The organism is Kingella pumchi (assembly GCF_022288825.1).
Lineage (GTDB): Bacteria > Pseudomonadota > Gammaproteobacteria > Burkholderiales > Neisseriaceae > Kingella_D > Kingella_D pumchi.
Genome location: NZ_JAKOOW010000072.1, coordinates 1 through 3217 on the forward strand (window position 1 = coordinate 1; position 3217 = coordinate 3217).

3 protein-coding genes are annotated in these 3217 nt (G+C 58.7%); all 3 read right to left on the reverse strand.

What is annotated here, in order from left to right:
- Positions 1 to 386: 386 nt before the first annotated feature.
- Positions 387 to 1430, reverse strand: a complete 1044-nt coding sequence (locus MB824_RS10910; protein WP_238748564.1) for a zonular occludens toxin domain-containing protein — start codon at positions 1428 to 1430, stop codon at positions 387 to 389.
- A gap of 1 nt (position 1431) precedes the next feature.
- Positions 1432 to 1722: a DUF2523 domain-containing protein gene (locus MB824_RS10915; protein WP_238748565.1), complete on the reverse strand. Its 291-nt coding sequence runs from the start codon at positions 1720 to 1722 to the stop codon at positions 1432 to 1434.
- Positions 1715 to 3217 (reverse strand): IgG-binding virulence factor TspB family protein (locus MB824_RS10920; RefSeq protein ID WP_305067921.1); only part of this gene is annotated, 1503 nt, incomplete at its 5' end. The genes MB824_RS10920 and MB824_RS10915, both read right to left, overlap by 8 nt.

Genomic DNA, 3217 nt, shown 5'->3' on the forward strand with positions numbered 1-3217 from the left:
ATAATTGAACCGGAATATGTAAAATCATCAGACACTTGCGGGAAGACCCGTGTTGCGGCTGGGGGGTATCTGTATTAGTCCGGTATCGCATTGCTTCGGGTATGGCTCCGGATTGAAGCAGAACGGACGGACGGCGTAAAGGGGGGTATTCATAAAGACGGGGTCTTTACAAAGCTTCCCCCCTTTACGCCGTCCGTCCGTTCTGCTTCTTCACCTACGCCCCGAAGCAATGCGATACCGGACTGATACAGATACCACAAGGCCACCATTGGCGCACACTAACCGTTAAATCGAAGCAAGGGGCGTTGAGCCCCTTACTTCGATATGCCCCTCGCTGCTGCTCCTCCGTCCTGATACGGGGGGAACCGCTGCCGGATTGTCGGGCGCTACCCGGGCGGGGCGGCGGCGGGAGCGGCAGGCGCAGGGTTTTCGTCCTGCAGGTACGGATTGTAAATACCGTTGGCGACAAAATCCCGGCATATTCCGTCGTCCATGTCGCGTATCGGCGTCGCCTGATCGGTGTAGCAAGTACAGCCTGTGTCGGACTGCACGCAAGCGACCGGGTAAGGCATCGTGGTGATTTGGGTGTTGTGGGGCGAATAGACGGGTGCCGTCCAAGGCTTGCCGGGGATGGCCGGCGTGTACATCTCGGCCGTTATGACGGGACGCTCAACCGCGGGGGCAGGCGCTGATGCGGACGGGTAGTAGCCGCCGGCATCCGGCTCGCTTATCGCTAGCGCTGCACGCTCCCCTGATGCCTGCGGCTTGGCCGCCTGCGCGGCCTGCACGTTTGGGGCGGTGTGCGCGTCGTAACGGCCTTTTAGCACGTACACGCCATACGCCGTGGCGGCAAGCGCTATAGGTAGGACGTACACGCCTTTCGCCAACTTACCCGAAACCACCGTATGCTCTTCGGCGCTTTTGTACATTCCGAAGGCTTTTTTCGGCAGAAAAAACACGCTCGTTGACGCCTCTGCTATGTCCCGGCGGGCGGCCGGGTTTTTGGCGCCGCCGCTATTCCAATAGAGCATCCGCCGCAGGCCGATAAGCGTCTTGCCGATATGCCGGTGCTCCCCGACCAAGTCGCGCACATTGGCGTCAATCAGGCGCGGGTTCTGCGTCAACAGGAAGAAGTCCAAGCCGCGGTGGCGGTGGGTTTCGAATTCGGAGACGTATGCCGGCACGTCGCTGCCGCTGCGGCGCGGCCGGAAAACCTTTTGGCACTCGTCCATTACGAACAGCGCACCGGTGGGCGCCCACTCAGGCCAGGTTCTGGCCTGTTCTTCCGTAATTTTCTCGTGCGGTACTTTCAAATCTGGGATGTTGAAAACGTACAACGGCCGGTCTTTCAAATCGGCACGGGTCATCAACTGATAAACCAGCCAGGCAGTTTTACCACTGCCCGGCACGCCGGTGATCAGGCTAATCATTTCACTTCCCTTTCATTATTGTGCCCAGCTTGGACACTGAGCGGTAGGTCACCACAAAGGCAACCGCCCCAAATACCCAATTCAGCGCCGTGCCAACGCCGCCGATGAGCAGTATTTGCAAAGCATCGGACGGCAGGGCGTTCCAGCCTGCCAAGGCTTGCCGAATGAATTTGCGCTGGATGATATCCAAGCCGGTATAGGTAATCGCGCCGATGCCCAAGGCGGCAATCAGCTTTCCGGCCACCGTCATCAGCACGGACGTCAGCATAGTGCCGATGGACAACTTACTCATTTACCGTCCCCCATACCATCCACATGGCGGCCGCCATGCCCAGCAGCACGACAATCGGCCGCAGTTTGGACGCGATATCGCAGGTCGGCTCATAGCTCAAGGCCACCTGCGTTTTCAAAACCGTGACCACTTTCGGCGCGGGGCATACCCCGCTGTCGCCGAAAATGCTCGACGGGTTGAAGTCCAGCCCGCGCGTTTGTGTAGGCAGCACAGGATCGGTGTAATCGCCGCTGCCCATATCGGCGCACATCAGGCTGCCCGGGTTCTGGGCGCAAACGTCCGGTTTCGCTGCCGTGCTGCCTTCTTTGGCCGGCTGCGTGTCCGCCTGACCGTGCGTTCCGGCCGTCTGCCCGACCTGCTGGCGGGTCGGCGCTTGGGACGTGTTGGCGGCCAAATCGGCTCGCTGCACGGTTGAGACGGTTACGCTGCCATCGGGATTGACGGTAAATTGCGTCTGCTGGGCGGTGCTGCTGCCCAATGGGGTATAGGGAGCAGTCAGAAAGGTGTTGTCCGCAGCTGTGCCGGTTACCGTTGTTTTGCCGCTACCCGGCGGAAAGGCGCCGAGCTTCTGCAGAGCGTTGATCAAGTCGGTATTGTTGCGCTGCTGGTTATTCAACAGCTGCTCGAGCGCGGAGATGATGGCGGCTTCAGACGGGTTTATTTCTGACAGCTGCGGGGCAGCTTTGCTGTTGTACTCAACAAGCTCCTGTTTTGTTGGTGTTTTATAAGCAAAAGAGACGAAGATGTTTCCCGCTGGGAAACTGTAGTTAAAGCTGTAATTACCCAGCTTTTCGGTAAAAGACTGCCCCTTATGATTGATGTGGAAATAGCCGTCAAATCCGTTTGGAATGCCGATAAACGGGACAACAAAAGTCTCGTTAGTGCGGTGCGCATTACTGGGATGGTCTTGGTTGATGGTTATGATGGTGTAGGCGTATGGGTTGTCCGTCGGCACGGGCCTGTGCCGCTCAAACTGCTGGCGGGCTTGCTCCATAGCCTGCTGCTGCAGGATATTGGCTACATCGCCCAAGGCCTGCTGCTCGCCGCTGTTAAGCATGCCATTGACGGTGCTGCCTACGCCTGTCCAGTCAAACAGCTTGGCAGTGGCATTTGCCACTTGCCCCCAGTTGCCCTCTTCAAAACCGCGGCTGTACATATCGCTTACGCCTTCTTGCTGAAGACGTGCCAAGTGGCTGGTAGCAATCTGCGTTACGATTAATGGCCCGCCCAGGCGGGCAATCTTGCCGGGGGGCGGAAGCTGGGTAACGCTTCGGACATTGCCGCGGGCTACATTGCCGTAACCGTCGGTAAACTGGCTGGGCATATTGCGAAAGCCGTTAAGGTTTGCATCCGTCCGCCCAATGCTGCTAAAGCGGTTGTCCATTGCGCCGCGCGGTATTTCCACCGTAACGCGCCCATGTGGCCCATTAACCGTCTGCGTCAACGGGAAGCCGTTGGGACTGCCCGAAATCGTCTGACTGGCCGGCGGCGGCGG